Below are 20,126 nucleotides of genomic sequence, written 5' to 3' on the forward strand. Positions count from 1 at the left end.
CAATGGGCATCCTTTAAATGCATATACTGATAAATAAGAATTATTAAAAGCCAAACATACTTAAAATCATTTTACGGCGTTTTGGTTTTTTTTCTCGTTCATATGTTGATTGACTATCCGGTGTAATATATACGGGTTCTTCTTTTGGAATAGAAGCCTCCAATTTCTCAATCTTTGTTAACATTTCTTCCATTTCACGACGATGCTGTAATAGTTGATATGTGACAACATCATTTGCCTTATCTTGTATTTGTTCTTCAATATGATCTAATCGTTTTGTAATTGCATTTAATTGTATGACGAGTTGTTCAATCTCATTTGAGGATTTCGTTTGGGAAGTGGAATCTTGTTCCATTTGAGAACGGTGATATTCTAACATTTGATCAAAGTCACTTTTTGTAAAAATATAATGACCATATTTGTTCTTTTGAATCGTGAGATTTAATTGTTGAGCAATCCGAACCACTGCTTTTGGGTTAACACCTAACTTTTGCGCAATAAAGGGTGTTTTATATTCCAAGATAATCCCTCCTATATATATCCTGTTACATGATTTCTAGATGAAAAGTTTGTTCCCTTCTGGAGTGACAAAAGAAGTGTTGAATCGCCAAAGAAAGTGTTTTTTTACGAAATTTAGCATATATTTATGAAAAATAGAGCTGTACAATTTTCAACTTCTCTGTGTTGTAAATTGACGGGAACAAGATTTTTAGATTATCATAAATATAAATATCTTTTTTATGTATGCATATAATATATAAAAAGGTGATTGCTAATGTAGAATTTTTCCAGATTCAAATTGGATATTTCGCTTGAATCATTTGAAGTAGGAGGTGGCTTCCTTGCTTACAGCGTAAGTAAGGAAACATATTTGGACATATTTAGGATAAGTATGTTGATTGTTTTAATTGCCTTAACTGCATTTTTCGTTGCAACAGAATTTGCAATTGTGAAAGTGAGAGAATCGCGCATCGATTATTTAATTGCTGTGGGCAACAGGCGCGCAAAGTCAGTAAAGACAGTCATTACAAACTTAGACGAGTATTTATCAGCTTGCCAATTAGGGATTACAGCTACAGCGCTTGGAATAGGATGGTTAGGAAAACCGGCACTAAAGCAAACGTTCGATCAACTATTTACTAGTTTGAAAGTACCTGTTCAATCTGTGGATTTTTTAGCTGTAATTCTAGTGTTCATGTTCATTACTTTCTTCCATGTGGTGATTGGAGAATTGGCACCAAAGACATTTGCAATTCAAAAGGCAGAGCAAATTAGTTTGTTTATAGCAAAACCGCTCATTTTCTTTTATCGTCTTACATTCCCATTTATATGGTTACTAAATGGATCCGCTCGATATATAGCAAGAATGTTTGGTTTATCGCAGGTGAAAGAGCGTGAAGATGTACATTCAGAAGAAGAACTGAAGTTATTAGTTTCAGAAAGTTACAAAAGTGGAGAGATTAATCAATCAGAATTTAAATATGTGAATAAAATTTTTGAATTTGATGACCGGATTGCAAAAGAAATTATGGTTCCGCGTACGGAAATGTATATTTTAGATAAGGATATGCCGGTAAAAGAAGCATTGCAAAAAATGTCAAAAGAAAAATATACAAGATATCCTGTGGTTGACGGAGATAAGGATCATGTTATTGGATTTGTTAATTTTAAAGATATTTTTACAGATTTTGTGAAACATGGTGCTGGTCACGCTGAAACAGTAGGAACATATATGAGATCGATTATTCTTGTTATCGAATCTATTCCAATCCGTGATTTATTTTTAAAAATGCAACGGGAGCGTACGCATATTGCGGTGTTAATTGATGAATATGGAGGAACAGCAGGGCTTGTAACAGTTGAAGATATATTGGAAGAAATTGTTGGAGAAATTCAAGATGAATTTGATATAGATGAACAACCAGAAATTCAATGTGTCAGCGAAACGAAAACAATTTTAGAAGGAAAAGTGCTTGTTAGTGAAGTGAATGCGCTACTTGGTTTAACAATTTATGACGATGGAATTGATACGATTGGCGCTTGGATTTTAACGAAAAACCTTGGGATTGAAGAAGGAGATATCGTGAAAATTGAAGGATATAGGTTCTGTATTAAAGAATTGGATGGGCATTATATTAAGCGAATAGAAGTAACGAAACAACCTGCGCCAATTGTTATGCCTGAAACGGACTCTTCTATATCACTGCAAGAACAAATTAGTTCGTAAATGGAATGGATGAGTAGATTGTAAAAGGTACACTCTTTAAAGTGTACCTTTTACTTCGTTATGAGGGGATTTCTTGTTTGAAAATATCATCTTCAACGTAAATTTGATTTTTATCTACAGCAGTATGATGCGCTACAACTAAGCCGATTGGTGTATGTGTTCCCTTATTTTGAACAATAGTGAAGGGAACGTTTTTTTCGTTTGCTAATTTAATGTATTTTGATAAATGTGGGTAAGTAATGCTTCCATTTACAAATAGATGCAGATTCTGAGAAGAATGCAAACTCTTTGTTACTTCTGAATAAATGGTGCTTCGCATTACTTGACCGATGGTTAAAGCGATCTCTACACGTTCGCGTAATGTACCTAAATACATATTACGTTCTTCTGGTTTGTTTTGCTTTTGGCCATAAATGCCTTCTTGAAGATAATCTTCCACATTTTTATTTACCATATTTTTCACACCTTTCCATGCTTATTGTACGCAAGAATCGGAAAGGATGCAAAAAAAATCATAATATATATGTGAAAATTGACACAAATAGAAGGGAATTATCTATCACTTATCAAAGGGTATAATGGGCGATAAAAATGAAATAAATTTTATCAACAGAAATTAACAAAATGTGACGATAATCTCTTAACGAAATTTGTTTTTTGTGATAATATTCAAAATATATAGGGTATCGTCGCATGGAAATGGAGGAAATGGGGGTTTTTCCAATCGATAAGGAGGATATTAAAGAATTATTTTGTTCGTATTTGAAAGACAATAGGCATCAATTCGTACAGAACTGGAAAAACAAGACGATAATTTCCGACAAAGATCCGTTTAAGCAAGAGGTAGCTCGAAATGGAGAACGCTTATTAGAATTAATTATTAAACTTATTATGGAGGATAAGGATATTGCTTATTTACAGCCGTTATGTGAGAAAATTGCGATTGAACGTGCAGGGGCGGATGCAAATATTGGCGATTTTGTCTATAACGCAAATGTCGGAAGAAATGAACTATTTGAAGCGATGTGTGAGTTAGATGTGAAAGCTTACGAGCTAAAACCAATTATGACAAAAATACATACTTGTTTTGACAGATTAATTTATTATACTGTTTTAAAATACTCGGAAATCATATCAAGAAATTTAGAGGAAAAACAGCAATATATAAATGAAACACATAAAGAAAGATTAACTATTTTAGGACAAATGTCTGCTAGCTTTGTTCATGAATTTCGGAATCCGTTAACTTCCATAATGGGTTTTGTGAAACTGCTAAAGTCAGAACATCCTAATTTATCGTATTTAGATATTATTTCTCATGAGCTAGATCAGTTAAACTTTCGCATTTCGCAATTTTTACTTGTTTCTAAAAAGGAAATGTGGAATGAATCGGAACGATTTTGGCTAAACGATTTGTTTCATGATATTATTCATTTCTTATATCCAAGTTTAGTAAATGCAAATGTTTCAATTGAAAAAAACTTACCTTACCCGATTTCATTTGTAGGATATCGAAGTGAAGTGAGGCAAGTTTTTTTAAATATCTTAATGAATTCGATTGATGCTTTAGAAGCAATGAATGAAAATCGTAAAATTATTATCGATACATGTGAAGATGAAGAAATGATTCATATTGTAATAAAAAATAATGGTCCAATGATTCCAGCAGAGAATATTGAAACGATTTTTGAACCATTTGTTACAACAAAAAAATTAGGAACTGGCATTGGTTTATTTGTATGTAAGCAAATTGTTGAAAAGCATAATGGGATGATTACATGTCAATCAAACTCTGAGTGGACAGAATTTCATATTACATTTCAAAAATCTACACCATAATATGGCGTAGATTTTTTTAATTTGTAAGAGTAACAGTAGTAACATTTGGCGATTTTGTAGTGTAACCTACAAGGGAAATTGTAGAAATGGTATTTGGTTCGATTTTTACGTTTGGAATCGTTACAAGGTTTTTCTTTGTATCAGCAAGTGAAATTTCGATATCAGCTGTACCAGGGCTTACTTGTAAATAATCTGTTACTTGTTTAAAGAGTACATTTTCAAATAGATGATCGCCGTTCTTTAAGGATACATTTACAACGGAAGTGTCAGGTGAGAAGTGTGCGAATCGTATTTTAGCTTGACCAGATGGCAAATGTGTATTATCTAACATTGGTTGTAGTTGAATATGCGAATCTTTATCAAGTATTGCAAGTGTATAGGAATGATTTCCTAGCATCGGGATAAGTGCTGAAAAAATGGGAGTTTCATTGTCTAGAGGAACAATATCAAGCCTATATTGCCCTTGCATAAGGGAGAAATAAGGGCTGAATTGTTGAAAAGTGATATTTTTAATGACTTTTTGTCCATTTATTAAAATATCGACAGGGGCTGTATGCGGTGAGGCGTGAAATATCCTCATATAAGATGGTAACGTTGCCTCTTGTGATTCACGCCTTTCGTATGCCTGTACAAGTTGCTTGACCGCATGATGATATTTCATAGATAGCTCGATATATTTTCTAGGACTTATATATTGATAGTACCGTGCCAGTTGTTCATAGCAAATTGCTTCTTGTCCATATTTTTCAAATTCAGATTGCGTCATGGATATTCCTCCTTTGTCATCATTACAACTATATGCTTTAGTAAAAAGAAGTTATGCAAGAAACTTATTTTCAAAAGAGATTATACATATCGATTTTTTGATTTCTAGGCAAATACACATACGAAAGAGAAGTTGTCCTACATAATGTAATAGTGCAATATAAATATAGAAAAAGGAGGGGGAAACATGTGGGGGTATGGATATTCAGGTAGTTATTGTGGCTACGGTACAGGTTATGGATTTGCGTTGTTAGTTGTGCTGTTTATTTTATTAATCATCATTGGAGCTTGTTGGGTGCGCTAATCATGGATGAAGAGCGTCATACTGAACTGGTTACTGTCGTTAATCGGTTCTTTTTTTATGAAAGAAAAGCATCGCACATTTCTTAGGAGAAGAAAACATTTAGATTTATAAGAAATTTGTCTAATTTTGTTTAAAAGTATGAGATGTAAACTATGCAAACAGGAAGGAAATGAACGGGAGTTTCGTCGAAGTTTACACAATATCGGCAATTTGAATAGAGTGGCTGATGTTGTAGGAAATTTTCAATCGAATTGGAGGGGGAGAAGAGCATGATTCTATCATCGAAGGAGAGGAGAGTTAAAGAATTTTAGTTCTGAATATTCTTTCGATTTATAAGGCCTATTTCTATAGTTTATAAGTCTTTTTTATCTATTCACTGCTTTTGCAGGGGATTCTTTTTATGAAAGAAACGTCAATTTTCTTCATATATATATACAAATTGGAGAAATGGGGGAGCGCTATGCGCGATTACTTAATTAAGCCACTTGTTGGTCAGCCGTATCCAATGATTTCTCATGGAAAAGGAGTATATTTGTACGATCAAAATGGAAATAAATATTTTGATGGTTCCTCGGGAGCTATTACGGCTGGTATCGGACATGGCGTAGCAGAAATTGCTGAAGTAATAAAAAAACAGGCAGAGGAGATTGCTTTTGTCTATCGGTCACAGTTTACAAGTGAACCAGCAGAAAAGTTAGCAAAGAAACTAAGTGATTTAAGTATAGGAGACTTGAATTGGAGCTTTTTTGTAAATAGTGGTACAGAAGCAAATGAGACAGCTATGAAAATTGCAATTCAACATTTTCAAGAACGTGGTATTCATGGTAAACATAAAATTTTATCAAGATGGATGAGCTACCACGGAATTACGATGGGAGCTTTATCTATGTCTGGGCATCCATTGAGAAGACAACGATTTGTAGCTATTTTAGAAGATTATCCAACCGTATCAGCTCCATATTGCTTTCGGTGTCCGTTACAAAAAGTATATCCAACTTGTCAGCTTGCCTGCGCAACGGAATTAGAACGAGCAATTGAGCGAATTGGTGCGGAACATATTGCAGCTTTTATAGCGGAACCAATCATTGGTGCTGCCGGTGGAGCGGTTGTTCCTCCAAAGGAATATTATAAAGTGATTAAAGATATTTGTATGCATTATGATATTCTATTTATTGCGGATGAGGTTATGACAGGGCTTGGGCGAACGGGAGTGTGGTTTGCAATGGAGCATTGGGGTGTGGAGCCTGATATTATGACGCTTGGGAAAGGGCTCGGGGCTGGTTATACACCAATGGCAGCGACGGTTATAAGTGATCGTGTTATGGATCCGATTTTAAGAGGGTCCCGTTCAGTGATGAGCGGTCATACATTAAGCGCAAATCCATTATCAGCAGCAACTGCTTTAGCGGTTATCGAATATATGGAAAAACATAATTTACCTGAAAAAACAGCGGAAAAAGGAGAATATTTAATAAAGGGATTGCAAAAAGTTCAGCAGCAATCGACTATTATTGCAGATGTGCGGGGGAAAGGATTCCTAATTGGAATTGAATTGCAACCGTTTACAAAGGCGTCGGAGCTCATTTCAGTGGCAGCTAAAAACGGACTCCTTTTATATCAAGCTGTTTCAGGGCAAGCAGGTAAGGAAGATAGCGCATTGCTTGTTGCACCACCAATGACTACTACATATTCTGAGCTAGATGAGCTACTTAGTATTTTTGGTAAGAGTGTGGAGGAAATGATGCAAAGAGGAGGGCATAGTATCGCATGAAAATGGTGACAAATACATTCGGAAAATTGAAAGAAATAGATGAAGTCATTTCGCTATTTCACGATGATATGACACTAATGTTTGGGGGATTTGGTGGAATCGGATCCCCTCCATCTCTTATACAAGCAATTGTGGAAAAAGGAATTACAAACTTACATTTAATTGGAAACGATACAGGGTTCCCGGATGTGGGGATTGGTCGTCTTATAACAAGAGAAAGAGTAAAATCATTAGTCACTTCTCATATCGGTTCAAATCCGAATGCAGGGAGACAATTAAACGAAGGAAAGTTACAAATTGAATTTTCACCTCAAGGAACACTAGCGGAGCGCATTCGAGCAGGCGGCGTAGGTCTTGGTGGCATTCTTGTTGATGTTGGTGTTGATACGGTGGTTGAGGAAGGAAAACGAACAGTTGAATTAAATGGCAAAACGTTTTTAGTTGAAACAGCTCTTACAGCTGAAATAGCAATTGTATATGCAAAAAAAGCAGATCCATTTGGAAACATTGTTTTTGATAAAAGTGCGCGTAATATGAATCCACATGTTGCGATGGCGGGGGATATTACAATTGTAGAAGCGGAAGAAATTGTACCGCTTGGTGCATTACATCCGGAAGAGATTGTAGTTCCAGGTGCTTTCATAGATTATATTGTTCCATCGGAAGGGGTGAATTGGAAATGGGCATGGGAATAGATGTAAGAGATAAAATCGCAAAGCGGGCTGCGCAAGAAATTCAAAATGGCATGATTGTCAACTTAGGAATTGGTATTCCTTCACTTGTTCCTAACCATTTACGGGAAGATATACACGTTATGTTCCATGCTGAAAATGGAATTATCGGTATGGGCCCAACACCGAATACAGGGGATGAAGATGCAAATTTATGCAATGCAGCGGGACTGCCGACGTCAATTATTCAAGGGGCAAGTTACTTCGATAGCTGCACCGCATTTGGAATGATTCGCAAAGGGTTGCTAGATTTAACAATTCTAGGGTCGCTACAAGTGAGCGAGAATGGAGATTTAGCCAATTGGATTGTACCAGGAAAACGTGTTCCAGGTATTGGCGGAGCAATGGACCTAGCACAAAAAGCAAAGCGAGTCGTTGTTGTAATGAACCATGTCGATAAGTATGGGAATGCAAAGATTGTATCTGAATGTACACTGCCTTTAACATCGAAAAACTGCGTTGATGTCATTATTACTGATATGGCTGTGATGGAGGTTACTTCTAAAGGATTAGTGCTTCAAGAATTGATGAGTCCTTATACAGTAGAAGATGTGAGGAAGCATACGGAATCGGCTTTTCATATAAGTTCTAACTTGCTTGTAATTGAATGAAGGGAGCGGGGGATATGGGAGATTTAAAACAACAAATATGTGATTATATTGAAAGCCATGAAGAAGATAGTGCGAAACTATTAAAGCGATTGATTCAAGAAAAGAGTGTGTCTGGAAAAGAAAGTGGAGCGCAAGCAATCATAATTGAGAAGTTGCGTGAATTAGGATTAGATCTTGACATTTGGGAGCCGTCTTTTACAAAAATGAAAGATCATCCTTATTTTGTATCCCCAAGAACGAATTTTTCAGATAGTCCTAATATTGTAGCTACTTTAAAAGGAAGTGGCGGCGGAAAATCCATGATTTTAAATGGACATATTGACGTTGTACCAGAGGGAGATGTGAACCAGTGGGATTATCCTCCTTATAGTGGTGAAAGAATTGGAAATCGTATATATGGTCGTGGAACGACGGATATGAAGGGGGGGAATGTTGCTTTAATACTTGCAATGGAAGCGATTATTAAGAATGACATTGTATTAAAGGGAGATATTTATTTTCAAAGTGTAATAGAAGAGGAGAGCGGTGGTGCAGGAAGTTTAGCAGCTATTTTAAGAGGATATAAAGCTGACGGGGTCATTATTCCAGAACCAACAAATATGAAGTTCTTCCCAAAACAGCAAGGATCGATGTGGTTTCGACTACATGTGAAAGGGAAAGCTGCACATGGTGGGACTCGTTATGAAGGAATCAGCGCAATTGAAAAAAGTATAATTGTGGTTGAGCATGTAAAAGAATTAGAACAAAAGAGAAATGACCGAATAACAGACCCGCTTTATAAGGAAATTCCCATCCCAATTCCGATTAATATAGGGAAAATTGAAGGAGGAAGTTGGCCGAGTTCTGTACCAGATTCCTTAATATTAGAAGGAAGATGTGGAATTGCGCCGAATGAGACTATAGAGGCGGCAAAAGAAGAATTTGAAACTTGGATGCAACAATTAAAGGATAAGGATGTATGGTTTAGAGATCATCCTGTAGAAGTAGAATGGTTTGGAGCAAGATGGGTGCCGGGTGAATTAGATGAGAAGCATCCGCTCATTACAGCACTTCAAAATAATTTTGTGCAAATTGAAGGGAAAAATCCAATTATAGAAGCATCGCCATGGGGAACAGATGGTGGATTATTTACTCAAATTGTAGATGTACCGACGATTATATTTGGGCCAGGAGAAACGAAGGTAGCGCATTATCCAAATGAATACATTGAAGTAGATAAAATGATTGCCGCTGCAAAAATCATTGCATGTACATTATTAGATTGGTGTGAGGTGAAAAGATGAACTATTATGAAGCATTTAAAGAACAGACAAAGTATTATACTGTAGAAGGAGTATTGGACTATTTTAACAAGCGAGTGCGAGTTGATCATTACACAGGCAATGTAGAATATATAAGACAAACAATCGAAGAATTGGCCAAGAAGCATTCTTTCACTAAATGTATTATAAAAGGAAAGGGAGAGCATGTTTCGGCGTGGCTCTCTTTTGGCTTTTTATTAGAAGCAACAATTCCTCATTATTTTCAAGGTCACGATGCTTATTTCTTGGTGAAGTATTTACGGAATGAAAGAAGAAATAGTATCGAATGGGAAAATGAAGATCAAATTTTAAATGGTGTGAGGGAAAAAAGGGGAGTGGATAAACAAGTTCCAACCACATTTATATTGCGGAAGGCAACAGAAGATGATGCAGAACAGTTAGCAAATGTATTCGGAAGAGTTTTTGAAATTTATCCAACACCATTAAATCAAGTAGACTATGTGAAACAAACAATGAAAGAAGACACCATTTATTATGTATATGAATTAGAAGGGAAAATCGTTAGCACTGCTTCTGCAGAGATGAATGTGAAAGAAGGGAATGCAGAACTAACAAATTGTGCGACTTTACCTGAGTATCGAAAACATGGTTTTATGAAAAGCTTACTTGTTCAATTAGAAGAAGAACTGCGAGATCGAGCAATCTTTTGTTCTTATACAATTGCACGCTCGCTTTCATTTGGAATGAATGCGGCTTTTCATCAGTTAGGCTATACGTATACAGGGAGACTTGCTAATAACTGTTATATTTTTGATAAATTAGAAGATATGAATGTATGGGTAAAAGATTTATCCCGCATTAACGGGCAGTAAGACTCCCACCTCAAGGTTCAAAGAGTAGCAAGGAAGATAGGTGGGAGTAGGGCTGCCCGTAAAAGCCCGATTGGTGAGGGATGAAGAAAATCCCCACTGATTAAAGTTTCACTTTATCCAGTTATTGATAGGTAGTAAGATTCGGAGAGAAATACGTGGGAGCAGAGCTTGTCCCTAAACGACTGATTCGTAAAAGCGAATCATACTGAATAAAGTTTTACTTTATTCAGTATGAATGATGAAACAAATAACGAATGTAGAGAAGGAACAATAGAATGAGATCTCAATGCTTATAATCGCACATAGAGGCGCCAACAATTCGGCGTGTAATATGCTGAATTGTTGGCAAGAGGGGGGATGACATTGCTAGCTGTTTCTACACAAGAAGTCATTGAAGCGATTTTGAGCAGTATTGATGAAGCAATTCATGCTGTAGATGAAAATGGAATTACCATTTTTTATAATGATGTTGCAGCGAAACATGATGGTTCAAAAATTGAGAATGTACTCGGAAAGCATTTATTAGAGGCATTTCCATCGTTATCTCGAGAAACGAGTACACTTATGAAAGTTTTACATACAAAAAAGCCTATCGTTCATCAAGTGCAGCGTTATCAAAATTTAAAAGGTGAGGATGTATGTACGGTTAATACGACTTTACCTATTTTCATAGAAGGAAGTATTGCTGGAGCGGTTGAAATCGCAAAGGATTATACAACGATTCAAAAATTGACAGATACAATTGTTGATTTACAGTCAAAAATGAAGCGTTCTTCTAAACGAAAAATAACGAAAAAACATATTGCGTTTAATACAATCGTGACGAATGACACTCGTTTTCGTCAAACGAAAGAGTTAGCACAAAAGGTAGCTCCAACAGATGCCAATGTTTTAATATACGGCGAAACAGGCACAGGAAAAGAATTATTTGTTCAGGCAATTCATGAAGCTTCAAAAAGAAAAAACAAACCGTTTATTGCACAAAATTGTGCAGCGCTCCCAGAATCACTGTTAGAAAGTTTATTATTTGGAACGACAAAAGGTAGTTATACGGGAGCTATTGAGCGTGCGGGGTTATTTGAGCTTGCAGATGGAGGGACATTATTTTTAGATGAGTTAAACTCGATGCCCCTTGATCTGCAAGCAAAAATGCTTCGCGTTTTAGAAGACGGGGTCATACGCCGAATAGGTGATAATAAGACAAGAAAAGTAGATGTACGTGTCATTACTGCAATGAATCAGCCTCCAGAAGTCTGCTTGCGCGAAAATAAGATTCGTACGGATTTGTATTATAGATTGAATGTATTCTCTCTCTATATTCCACCACTTCGTGAGCGAATAGAAGATGTTTTACTGCTGGCATCTTATTTTTTAAAACAATATAACAAGGAATATAAAAAGGCTGTATTTGAGATTAACGATGATGCAAAAGAGAGATTATTATCGTATCATTGGCCAGGAAATGTAAGAGAACTAAAGCATACGATTGAACATGCTGTGATTCTTGCAGAAGGGCATTCGCTAACAGCTTGTTGTTTACCCCGAATATTCCAGAAAGAAAACAGGCAGGAGAAGAAAAAGATATTGCCTTTACGCGAGGCGTTGTCTCAAATGGAGAAGGAATTAATTCATCAAGCTCTAATAGAAACGGAGGGGAATATATTACAAGCTGCTAAATTACTTAGTATTCCAAGACAAACTTTGCAGTATAAGTTAAATAAATATAAAAAAAACGCCGAATAATCGGCGTTTTTATGTGTTTGCACCAATAAAAGAGCGTTTACATATACAAAAAGTAACAGGAATCATGGTGAGCGATTATTGTATCTACATGTAAAAAAAAACGATTTTTCCTATATATGATAAGGAATCTTATAATACTGCTTATCAAAATTGTGAAGTTGGCATAATTATTGCTTATATAAAAAGTGAGCGTAAAAAAAGGGGGAATAGCAATGTTACACGATGTATATAAACCAAATCGTCATTGGAAAGAAATTGAATTGTGGAAAGACGTGACAGAAGAACAATGGAATGATTGGGTTTGGCAATTAACGAATACGATTAAAACGTTAGATGATTTAAAGAAAGTCATAAATTTAACACCAGAAGAAGAAGAAGGTGTTAAAATTTCAACAAAAACGATTCCGCTAAATATTACACCGTACTATGCTTCGCTTATGAATCCCGATGATCCGCGCTGTCCGATTCGAATGCAATCTGTACCGATTTCGGAAGAATTATATAAAACAAAGTATGATTTGGAAGATCCGCTACATGAAGATGAAGATTCACCAGTTCCTGGTTTAACGCATCGCTATCCAGATCGTGTCCTATTTCTTGTAACAAATCAATGCTCCATGTATTGCCGTTATTGTACACGCCGTCGCTTTAGTGGACAAATCGGCATGGGCGTACCAAAAAAACAATTAGATGAAGCAATTGCTTATATTCGTGAAACACCGCAAGTACGAGACGTTTTAATTTCTGGCGGTGATGGACTCCTTATTAATGATAAAATTTTAGAATATGTATTAAAGAATTTACGAGCAATTCCGCATGTAGAAATTATTCGCATCGGAACAAGGGCGCCTGTTGTATTCCCGCAACGTATTACAGAAAATCTATGTAATATTATGAAAAAATATCACCCAGTATGGCTAAATACACATTTTAATACTTCGATTGAAATTACTGAAGAGTCTAAATTAGCATGTGAAATGCTTGCAAATGCAGGCGTTCCAGTTGGGAACCAAGCGGTTATTTTAGCAGGAATTAACGATAGCGTCCCAATTATGAAAAAACTCATGCACGATTTAGTGAAAATTCGAGTTCGTCCATATTATATTTATCAGTGTGATTTATCGGAAGGGATTGGTCATTTCCGTGCGCCAGTATCTAAAGGCTTAGAGATTATTGAAGGACTGCGCGGACATACGTCTGGTTATGCAGTGCCAACGTTTGTTGTAGATGCTCCAGGCGGAGGCGGTAAAATTGCGCTTCAGCCAAACTATTTAATCTCACAAAGTGCGGATAAAGTTGTACTCCGCAACTTTGAAGGGGTGATTACAACATATCCAGAACCAGAAAATTATGTGCCAGGAAGAGCGGAAGGGTACTTTAAAGAAATTTATCCAACATATGAAGAGAAGCGGTCTGATATTGGTGTAGCAGCATTAATGAGCGATAAGAAATTCAACCTCGTACCGGATGATCTGCAGCGTATGAATCGCCGAAAAGACTATGAAATGAACGAAACGCATTCATCCTTAAAGGATAAACGTGAAAAGCGCGATCAACTGAAAGATAAAAAATATAAAGCGCAAATGAAAAAACTAGAAGCTGATGAAAAAGCTGAAGGTGATGCAGTATGAATTGTATGTGGTGTGAAAGTAAAGAAGCAATAGAAAGTGTAAATACTGTATATTGGGAGTTGCCGGATGGTACAAAGGCAATTGAAATCCAAAAAACACCGTGTATTTCTTGTTCTTCGTGTGGAATGGAATATCAACCTGATCATATCGTGAAAGAAATTGAAGATCAGTTGTTTCTGATTTATACAAAAGATTTGCCAAAGCAACTGACTTATGAGGAACTAATGGAGCGTCCGCGTTTACTAAAGAAAAATTATTTTGATTTTTAACCAGCTGTTATGCTGGTTTTTTTCTTTTCTCCCTTGTATAATGTACCCAAGTTAGAAAGGTAGGGAATATTTTTGAAGAAAACATTTTACCATTATATGATGAAACACCGTGCGCCATTGGTTAAAAATGAAATATCTGATTTGGCAGAAGCAATCTACGATGATTTAAGTTTTCCAAAGCAATCAGAAGATTATCATGAAATTAGTTCATACTTAGAATGCAGTGGATTAATAGAAAGTATGTCTATCTTTGATAAGGCATGGGATTTGTATTTACAAGAAAGATAGCTAGCATAATATGGTATGTAAACATACATCGCTTTATAAAAAGTGATGTATTTTTTTTATGAAAAAATTTTTTTGAATATACGCTTATGTGATAAGCGTTTTTATATCGTTCGCATATACTGTTATCAAAATCACGACTCTAAAAAGGAGAGATATAGATGTCAAGAAAAAAACAACCTAAATATAATGTCGGAGATATAGTCGTGATTACGCTATATGGAACCGTGGGTAAAATTACAAATACTAATTTTCTATTTTTAACCAAGGGATATTATGTTATTATTTCTAATATATGTAATAAGGGGTGTGGGCAATGGGATTAGCTGCAATTTATTTACGTTTATCAAGAAACGAAGAGCAGTTAAACATAGACGAGATTTTATTAAATCATCGAAACGCCTTAACTAAACTTGCAAAACAACAAAAATTAACCTATGACATTTATCAAGAAATCTCAAGTGGAGTAAATATGGAAAGACCGCAACTAAATTTATTGTTAAGCAGATTAGATGATTATGACGCTCTTCTTGTAATGGATATAGACAGAATTTCACGTGACAACGCTCATGCTGAAGAAATTAAGAAGATGTTGATTATACACGATATTAAAATTTTGACTCCCCAAGGTGCAATTGATTTATCACAGGAAAGTAATGAAATGCTTTTCTCCTTCCAAGCAATGATGGCGAACTTTGAATATAAACAAATTCGTAAAAGATTGGGAAGAGGACGATTAGCGGCAGCCGAGCAAGGGAAATGGACAATGAGTAACAGAGTCCCTCTAGGTTATAAAAAGAACGAAGAAAAGCGGTTAGAAGTAGTTGAAGAGGAAGCTAAAATCATTCGATTTATTTTTCAAAAGACATTAGAACGAGTTAGCGCAAACGAAATTGCAAAGCAGTTAGATATACTTGGATGGAGAAGTAGACAAGGTAAGGTATTAACTTCAGCACATATATCAAATATGCGAAGAAATGTTGTTTATTATGGAGTTGTAAAAGCATGTAGGAAAGTAAATGGTAGGGTTGTTGATGAAGTGTTTGTTGAAAATGCTCATGAACCCATTGTGAGTAAACAGATATTTTTTGAGGTTCAAAAAATATTGGAAGAAAATTCGACAGGAAATTTCTTTAATAAAAGAAAAGTGACTAGGAAGCTACAAAATCTTATTTATTGTAATTGTTGTGGTAGAAAAAGATACATACAATTCGATGGAAATGGTGTTGATTATATAAAATCATGTATCTATAAAGTTGATAATAATAAATGTAGAGATCGAGGATACAAATATGAACCAATTGAACAATTTGTATTACAAAAAGTTAAAGAAAAGAAACCAGATTTTGAACAAGAGCTGCAAATGTTGAAATCACTTGATACGATAGAGATAGAAAAGAAACTATTCATTCAACGAGAGTCATTAGAGAAACAAATAACGAGATTTAATAAACGTCAACGGAATCTTAAAGAAATGCGGATGGATGGGGAGATTACAAAATCCGAGTTTTATGAAATGCGTGAAGAAAACGAAGAACAAATCAAACAAGTTAAGCAACAAATGGAGCTCATTGATGTTAAACTTGAGAATTTATCAAATATGGATGAAGAACAAGCAAGATTGCAAGATGCGATTAAAAAGTTAGATAAATTAGAAGAGCTTAATGCAGAAGCATGTAACACGTTTTTGAAGAAGTTTATAAAGAAGGTATGGTTCAGTAGTAATATAGAAGCGAATCATGACACAACAAGATCAAGAGAAGGCGCTACAATAGAAATTGAGTGGCTATAAGCTGATAAGGTTCAGAATGGTTCCTAGAAAGTCTTATCAGGCTAACTGTTGAAGTAAAATAGAAGGTTGGGGCATGAGTGCAGAGGACATTTTAAGACTTATTGAAGAAACTGATACTTATTTAAAGGGTACTTATGGCATACATTTAACATGTTATTCTAGTAATTAGATAGACAGTTTGTATATATTGCGGTTCTAAAAATCAGAAAACAATTTCCAAATAGCTATAGAGCTAGGTATTGTGTTTTCCTTAAATCGTAGAAACGATAGTGTAGGTTTGATTCCAAAGCAATTTGGAATAGACCATTACAATCACAATGTCCTTTTTTATAAATCTGCTTATAATGATCCCATGAACTTTCAATTGTTATGTAAACCTTGCAATGGTAATGATTGAAGAAGGAAACTAATATAAAATATCAATTTTATTGTTTTGTTATCACCTCGGTATTAGAATGTCGAGGTGATTTTTTTATAACATATAAATTTAAAAGGGAACAGCAGGATACTCTTATAAATGTGCTAATTTTAAAGAGTACGCACGAAATAAATGGTTCAAAAAGGAAATACGAGAAAAATATCCATAAATAGGTAATTTTGATATAATATTCTTAGAATGAGATGTTAAAATGGAATTAGGAGAGATAACGGTGGCAAAGAAAATATTGATTTGGATGAGCTCAATTGTAGGGTTGGTTGCTCTTACAGTTGGGGTAACCTACGGAATGATTTATGTTGCAGATAATCCAGTAAATAAGAAAACTAGTACTGAAGTAGATATAAGCGAATATAAAGAAGTTCCAAGAGAAAAAGAATCAATGACTGGTCAGATAGATGAAGTTTTTATGAATCTTCCTGTTACTGAAAGTTCTAATGAAGATGAAGTTATTAAAGCGATGCATCACATGACTCATCAAAAGGTAGTAGCAACTCAGAAATGGGGTGCTATCCCGATGTCTAAGAAAAATGCAGAGAAGATAAGAGGCATTTTAAATAATAGTAACTTTGAAAAGAAAGAGGAATTTTTAGCAATCAATGAAAGATGGATAAACAGAGATTTTAGTAAAATTGTAGAAGACCATAATTACTTCTGAACTACTCAAGAAGGTAACGTTGGTAAAGTCACAGGAGTTATGGATGCAGTAGCAGAACAAGCTTTTGTTTTGAATAATTTCGGAGAAGAAGTTACCCAAGATTTATTTAAACAAGGTGATCTTAAAGAAATTAAATAATAATTGATTATGAGAAAGCTTCCGTTAGGGAGGCTTTTTTAGTTTTGATTTACACTTTTCATTCTCTCGATAGAAAAACGATAGGGACAAAGAACACAGACAAAACGTCTCGCATATCATATCGGCAGAGGTGAGAGGCATCATGAATTTTAAATACAAAGAAATTGGAAAGTTTGATGCTCGTAAAGCAGCAAAAGCCCTCCTTGAATTGGCACAAGAAATAAAATTAGAGGATAAAAAAGAACGTAAAAGTGAAGATGAAAATGATAATGAGAAAGTAAGTTGAACCCGTACATATTTTGTGTGTACGGGTTTTTCTTTCTGATTTATAATGAATTATATAAAGGAGTGATACACATGAAGATGAACGAATATTCTGTTGATTTAGAGGATGTAAAGAAGATGTTGGAACTTTACTCAAAATGAAAGGATACGGATATCTTCAAGGAATTTTATGAAGAAGAAAGCGAACCAATAAAAATAGAAAAATTAAAAATATAAAAATGCTAGACGGTGTATATGTATATGAAGTAAATAATCACGATGGATATTATGTGGAACAAACGCTTCAACATGTTACAGAGCAAGATGTGAAAAAAAATAAGACAGAGTGGATTGAGCTATGTTATCAGTTTACATTTGGAGATCTCGTGCAAGTTTCAGGATATGATCAAGATATTTTTCGTATTGTTGGATTTCGTACAGAAGTATGGAGATATAAAAATGATGCGTGGGAAGATACGATATATGAATTATCAAGAATTACAGATGGTGAGTGGTTAGAAGCGGATGAATCTGATTTAACACTACTTGCGAATGCCCAAACAGCAAATGCGATTTTAAAGAAAATGAAACAAGATAAAGCGGGAATGAATAAATTAGACTTAGAGAAATTGAAATCCATTAATAATTCAAAGAGAGTAAGTATTAAAACAAATAAGCAAGAAATTATTGATGGGTTATTAGATATTTATAACGATTATCAGTTATTATATGAAACTTTTCAAGATGAAGAGTATAAAATTGTGATGAATGTAATTCATAATTATCTAGTAAAATTAACAGAGAAAAAATAACGGATTAGAAAGTAAAGAGAAATTGGATAAAAACGTATGTGGTATAAGGTATGCCTACTATACTTAAAAAAATAAAAAGCCATTTAATAAGAGAGTCTGCCCATTTGTCCTCATGCATGAACTCTTCTTTTCTTTGCTCTATTTCATATTGATATTTCATTATCATTACCTCCTTTTAATAGCTTGTACTACATCGTATGTGCTTGCTCACAGCAATATGACTGAAAAGAATAAGGTGGAAAAGAAAAAGTATTTTTCTAATTTCATATACATAATTTTGAAATTCTTTCATAAAACAGAAATAAAGGAGTGATGCTCATGAAGGAAATTGAAGTCGTAATTGACACGGAAGAAATTGCGGAGTTTTTTTATGAGCAACTAATTGAAAGAGGATATGTACCGAAGCAAGAAGAAATCGAAGATCTTGCTGACATTACATTTGAATACTTACTAGAAAAATGTATGATTGACGAAGTGTTCGATGGAGATGAAGAGTAAAAGTAACGACGGGATCAACTCGTCGTTTTTTTACTCTTCTCAACATGATTCTTCTTTACAAAGTTGTCACAAAATTCATGAAGAAATATTGGTATAATGAAGATAAAATTTTCTATAAGAGGTGAAGGGATGTTCAAAAAAATTATTGATTCTTTATTAGGAAAAAAAGGTAGATACCACTCTTACTCAAGTAGTGACTATCGTCATAGAAGACGCTCTTATTCAAGCAGCGATTATAATAGAAGACGTCCATCTCACGGATACGGACATCAGCACTATAAAAGAAAACGAAAAAGCCGTAGTTTCTTTTCCAGTAGTTGATGAAATGGCGACATATACTCGCGTGGTTTGATAGACCGCTGCGTAAGAATACAATTGTTATAGAGCGCTATAAGATTGAATCGGTAATTGGAATGGGCAGTTATGGCTTTACCTATAAAGTGGTAGATTTACAGAATCATGAGGTTAAAGTATTAAAACAATTGAGACAAAGTAAGCAAAAGTATGAATCAGGAAGGGAATCGTTTGTAAGAGAACAGCAAATTTTAAAGAATTTGCAACATCCAGCGATTCCAAGCTTGTATGACCATTTTGTTTGGAAGAAGCAACCGTTTTTTGTCATGGAGTATATGGCGGGAGAGAATTTTGAAGATTTTATTTTTCGAGATGGGTATATATATGAAGAACGAGAAGCGTTTTATATCTTATATAAAATATTAGAAGTTGTTTCTTATATTCATAGTCAAGGTATCATTCATCGCGATTTAAGAATCCCTAACATTTTAATGAGTGGGAGTTCAATTCATATTGTTGATTTTGGATTAGCGAGATATAAAGGAGACATAGATGAACGAGCGGGGTCTTATGAAGGCGAACAAGCTTTTATGCGCGAAGTGGAACATCGCAGTGACTTTTATGCGCTAGGCCATTTTATCTTATTTTTGTTATACGCTAGTTATGAGTCTAACGATAAAGTAGAAAAGCCATGGCATGAAGAATTACAGTTAGCGGAAGGTAATAAAGAAATTATTATGAGAATGCTACAAATGAAGAGACCATATTATGAAAATGTACAAGAGCTCAAGCAGGATATATACTTTGCACTAGAAGAGATGGGAGATTTGTGTTTCAAAAATTTCTAACATGCAACAAGAAATGAGTCGTTATATTTCTTCATAAAAAACATGTATAAAAAAGAAATGGAGAGGGAAACTAAAA

At 34.8% G+C, this 20,126-nt stretch carries 23 protein-coding genes and 1 pseudogene; 20 read left to right on the top strand and 4 right to left on the bottom strand.

The annotated features are described in order from the left end of the window. Window positions 1-43: 43 nt before the first annotated feature. Window positions 44-520, bottom strand: a complete 477-nt coding sequence (locus MR056_RS02200) for a polar chromosome segregation protein (RefSeq protein ID WP_012094162.1) — start codon at window positions 518-520, stop codon at window positions 44-46. Window positions 521-892: 372 nt separating this feature from the next. Here MR056_RS02200 and MR056_RS02205 point away from each other — a divergent pair, with 372 nt between their 5' ends. Then, window positions 893-2,227: a hemolysin family protein gene (locus tag MR056_RS02205; RefSeq protein ID WP_140388425.1), complete on the top strand. Its 1,335-nt coding sequence runs from the start codon at window positions 893-895 to the stop codon at window positions 2,225-2,227. A gap of 58 nt (window positions 2,228-2,285) precedes the next feature. Here the strand turns inward: MR056_RS02205 and MR056_RS02210 are convergent, their stop codons facing one another. Further along, window positions 2,286-2,681, bottom strand: a complete 396-nt coding sequence (locus MR056_RS02210) for a YueI family protein (RefSeq protein WP_012094164.1) — start codon at window positions 2,679-2,681, stop codon at window positions 2,286-2,288. A gap of 239 nt (window positions 2,682-2,920) precedes the next feature. On the opposite strand from MR056_RS02210, the gene MR056_RS02215 reads away from it, so the two are divergent. Continuing rightward, the gene (locus MR056_RS02215) at window positions 2,921-4,066 is read left to right on the top strand and encodes a BA2291 family sporulation histidine kinase (protein WP_012094167.1); all 1,146 of its coding nucleotides are present in this window, start codon (window positions 2,921-2,923) and stop codon (window positions 4,064-4,066) included. A gap of 16 nt (window positions 4,067-4,082) precedes the next feature. On the opposite strand, the gene MR056_RS02220 is transcribed toward MR056_RS02215, so the two are convergent. Beyond that, window positions 4,083-4,832, bottom strand: a complete 750-nt coding sequence (locus MR056_RS02220) for a DUF4397 domain-containing protein (protein ID WP_012094169.1) — start codon at window positions 4,830-4,832, stop codon at window positions 4,083-4,085. 186 nt (window positions 4,833-5,018) lie between these two features. Between MR056_RS02220 and MR056_RS02225 the strand changes: the two genes are divergently transcribed. The 15 genes and pseudogenes from MR056_RS02225 (at window position 5,019) to MR056_RS02295 (ending at window position 18,410) form a co-directional block, all read left to right on the top strand. Next, complete coding sequence (locus tag MR056_RS02225; RefSeq protein ID WP_041809682.1) at window positions 5,019-5,135, top strand: YjcZ family sporulation protein; 117 nt, start codon at window positions 5,019-5,021, stop codon at window positions 5,133-5,135. Window positions 5,136-5,595: 460 nt separating this feature from the next. Beyond that, window positions 5,596-6,906: an aspartate aminotransferase family protein gene (locus MR056_RS02230; protein WP_012094170.1), complete on the top strand. Its 1,311-nt coding sequence runs from the start codon at window positions 5,596-5,598 to the stop codon at window positions 6,904-6,906. Next, the gene (locus tag MR056_RS02235) at window positions 6,903-7,601 is read left to right on the top strand and encodes a 3-oxoacid CoA-transferase subunit A (protein WP_087094880.1); all 699 of its coding nucleotides are present in this window, start codon (window positions 6,903-6,905) and stop codon (window positions 7,599-7,601) included. The genes MR056_RS02230 and MR056_RS02235 overlap by 4 nt, the downstream gene beginning before the upstream one ends. Continuing rightward, the gene (locus tag MR056_RS02240; RefSeq protein WP_012094173.1) at window positions 7,586-8,248 is read left to right on the top strand and encodes a CoA transferase subunit B; all 663 of its coding nucleotides are present in this window, start codon (window positions 7,586-7,588) and stop codon (window positions 8,246-8,248) included. The genes MR056_RS02235 and MR056_RS02240 overlap by 16 nt, the downstream gene beginning before the upstream one ends. A gap of 14 nt (window positions 8,249-8,262) precedes the next feature. Next, window positions 8,263-9,531 (top strand): peptidase, encoded by a 1,269-nt coding sequence (locus tag MR056_RS02245; RefSeq protein ID WP_012094174.1) that lies wholly within the window; start codon window positions 8,263-8,265, stop codon window positions 9,529-9,531. Beyond that, window positions 9,528-10,382: a putative beta-lysine N-acetyltransferase gene (ablB, locus tag MR056_RS02250; protein ID WP_140388417.1), complete on the top strand. Its 855-nt coding sequence runs from the start codon at window positions 9,528-9,530 to the stop codon at window positions 10,380-10,382. The genes MR056_RS02245 and ablB overlap by 4 nt, the downstream gene beginning before the upstream one ends. A gap of 357 nt (window positions 10,383-10,739) precedes the next feature. Continuing rightward, window positions 10,740-12,125, top strand: a complete 1,386-nt coding sequence (locus tag MR056_RS02255; protein WP_012094176.1) for a sigma-54 interaction domain-containing protein — start codon at window positions 10,740-10,742, stop codon at window positions 12,123-12,125. Between the two features lie 212 nt (window positions 12,126-12,337). Continuing rightward, window positions 12,338-13,756, top strand: coding sequence for a lysine 2,3-aminomutase (kamA, locus tag MR056_RS02260; protein ID WP_012094177.1), 1,419 nt, complete (start codon window positions 12,338-12,340; stop codon window positions 13,754-13,756). After that, a complete protein-coding gene (locus MR056_RS02265) occupies window positions 13,753-14,025 on the top strand; it encodes a YokU family protein (RefSeq protein ID WP_012094178.1) in 273 nt (90 codons plus the stop codon). Before kamA ends, MR056_RS02265 begins: the two co-directional genes overlap by 4 nt. A gap of 72 nt (window positions 14,026-14,097) precedes the next feature. Continuing rightward, entirely contained in the window at window positions 14,098-14,313 is a 216-nt protein-coding gene (locus tag MR056_RS02270) for a YozE family protein (RefSeq protein WP_012094179.1), read from the top strand. A gap of 158 nt (window positions 14,314-14,471) precedes the next feature. Next, window positions 14,472-14,636 (top strand): hypothetical protein, encoded by a 165-nt coding sequence (locus MR056_RS02275; protein WP_164468625.1) that lies wholly within the window; start codon window positions 14,472-14,474, stop codon window positions 14,634-14,636. Beyond that, complete coding sequence (locus tag MR056_RS02280) at window positions 14,627-16,102, top strand: recombinase family protein (protein WP_087098615.1); 1,476 nt, start codon at window positions 14,627-14,629, stop codon at window positions 16,100-16,102. The genes MR056_RS02275 and MR056_RS02280 overlap by 10 nt, the downstream gene beginning before the upstream one ends. A gap of 650 nt (window positions 16,103-16,752) precedes the next feature. Continuing rightward, a pseudogene (locus MR056_RS02285) lies at window positions 16,753-17,334 on the top strand (PRK06770 family protein). A 142-nt stretch (window positions 17,335-17,476) separates the two neighbouring features. Further along, window positions 17,477-17,620 (top strand): hypothetical protein, encoded by a 144-nt coding sequence (locus MR056_RS02290; RefSeq protein WP_176371931.1) that lies wholly within the window; start codon window positions 17,477-17,479, stop codon window positions 17,618-17,620. Window positions 17,621-17,837: 217 nt separating this feature from the next. Beyond that, on the top strand, window positions 17,838-18,410 hold the full coding sequence (locus MR056_RS02295) for a hypothetical protein (protein WP_087098617.1): 573 nt from the start codon (window positions 17,838-17,840) through the stop codon (window positions 18,408-18,410). A 4-nt stretch (window positions 18,411-18,414) separates the two neighbouring features. On the opposite strand, the gene MR056_RS02300 is transcribed toward MR056_RS02295, so the two are convergent. Beyond that, window positions 18,415-18,570 (bottom strand): DUF3930 family protein, encoded by a 156-nt coding sequence (locus MR056_RS02300; RefSeq protein ID WP_081428369.1) that lies wholly within the window; start codon window positions 18,568-18,570, stop codon window positions 18,415-18,417. A gap of 158 nt (window positions 18,571-18,728) precedes the next feature. On the opposite strand from MR056_RS02300, the gene MR056_RS02305 reads away from it, so the two are divergent. The 3 genes from MR056_RS02305 (at window position 18,729) to MR056_RS02315 (ending at window position 20,050) form a co-directional block, all read left to right on the top strand. Beyond that, entirely contained in the window at window positions 18,729-18,908 is a 180-nt protein-coding gene (locus tag MR056_RS02305; RefSeq protein ID WP_012094184.1) for a YozD family protein, read from the top strand. 129 nt (window positions 18,909-19,037) lie between these two features. Continuing rightward, window positions 19,038-19,229, top strand: coding sequence for a hypothetical protein (locus MR056_RS02310; protein WP_012094186.1), 192 nt, complete (start codon window positions 19,038-19,040; stop codon window positions 19,227-19,229). Then, the gene (locus MR056_RS02315) at window positions 19,229-20,050 is read left to right on the top strand and encodes a serine/threonine protein kinase (protein ID WP_087098619.1); all 822 of its coding nucleotides are present in this window, start codon (window positions 19,229-19,231) and stop codon (window positions 20,048-20,050) included. Before MR056_RS02310 ends, MR056_RS02315 begins: the two co-directional genes overlap by 1 nt. The last annotated feature ends 76 nt before the right edge of the window (window positions 20,051-20,126 follow it).

The organism is Bacillus cereus group sp. BfR-BA-01360, from assembly GCF_022663595.1.
In the GTDB taxonomy this organism is placed as follows: domain Bacteria; phylum Bacillota; class Bacilli; order Bacillales; family Bacillaceae_G; genus Bacillus_A; species Bacillus_A cytotoxicus.